Below are 434 nucleotides of genomic sequence, written 5' to 3' on the forward strand. Positions count from 1 at the left end.
CCCCAGGCGATGGAGGTGGCGGGCAGGCCCTGTGCCCGCCGGTGCTCCGCGAGCGCGTCGAGCGCGGCGTTCGCCGCCGCGTACCCACCCTGACCCGCACTGCCCACAACACCCGCGAGCGACGAGAACAGCACGAAGGCACGCAGGTTCAGACCGGACGTCAGCTTGTGCAGATGCCAGGCACCGTCGACCTTCGCCTTCAGCACCCCCTCGACCCGCTCGGAGGTGAGCGACTCGACCGTGCCGTCGTCAAGGACACCCGCCGCGTGCACAACGCCCGTCAACGGGAAGGACGCGACCACGCGCTCCAGCCCACCCAGATCGGACACATCACACGCCACCACATCCACAGCGGCACCCAACCCACCCAACTCCGCGACCAGGTCCTCGGCACCACCCCGACGGCTCACCAGCACCAGCCGACGCACACCGTG

Annotated in this window: 1 protein-coding gene; it reads right to left on the minus strand. The window is 70.3% G+C overall.

Annotated features, from left to right (window positions below):
- Window positions 1–434 (minus strand): SDR family NAD(P)-dependent oxidoreductase (locus tag V5O46_RS31660; protein ID WP_332888181.1); only part of this gene is annotated, 434 nt, incomplete at both ends.

Origin of the sequence: Streptomyces poriticola (genome assembly GCF_036689765.1) — a bacterium.
GTDB lineage: Bacteria > Actinomycetota > Actinomycetes > Streptomycetales > Streptomycetaceae > Streptomyces > Streptomyces poriticola.